Consider the following 683-nt stretch of genomic DNA (forward strand, 5'->3'; position numbering starts at 1 on the left):
TTTTTTGGCCGTTGCATTTAATTGTGCAGAACGATCTTTCGGGACAATAACAGCATGCACACCAGCGGCATCTGCACTACGTAAACAAGCCCCTAAATTATGGGGATCAGTGACACCATCCAGCACTAATAAGAAAGGCGTACCAACACTAGCTAATAAGTCTGGTAAATCTTGTTCTTGATACTGACGACCTGGTTTTACTTTAGCAATAATACCTTGGTGAACAGCACCCTCTGTTTGGCTATCCAACCATTGGCGATTCGCCACTTGAACCAGAATACCTTGTGCTTCTAATTCATGAATAACAGGTGTTAAACGGCGATCTTCACGCCCTTTTAATACATAAACTTCTTTAAAACGTGCAGGATCACGCTCAAGTAATGCGGTTACTGCGTGAATACCATAAATAATTTCTTCGCTCATAGCGGTATTTACTCATTAAAAAATAAAAAGGCACAAAACAGATAAAAGGCGGGGTCTCCGCCTTTTAAAAAGAGAACCAGAAGAACGAAACTTTATGCGTTATCGCGTTTGGCAGCGCGTTTAGCTTTAAGTTTTGCCTCTATCTTTTTGGTTTGTGATGATGCTTTCTTACGTTTGCTACTGGCTTTGTCTTTCGCGACTTGGTCTTTTACCGCTTTGTCTTTGCTCGCATTACCTCGACCTGATGATTTGCCTTTTTT

Annotated in this window: 1 protein-coding gene; it reads right to left on the minus strand. The window is 41.3% G+C overall.

All coding sequences use genetic code 11. The annotated features are described in order from the left end of the window. Positions 1-423 (minus strand): RNA methyltransferase substrate-binding domain-containing protein (locus BHE89_RS19340; RefSeq protein WP_286146361.1); only part of this gene is annotated, 423 nt, incomplete at its 3' end. Between the last annotated feature and the right edge of the window lie 260 nt (positions 424-683).

Origin of the sequence: Shigella sp. FC1967, assembly GCF_001743005.1 — a bacterium.
GTDB lineage: Bacteria > Pseudomonadota > Gammaproteobacteria > Enterobacterales > Enterobacteriaceae > Proteus.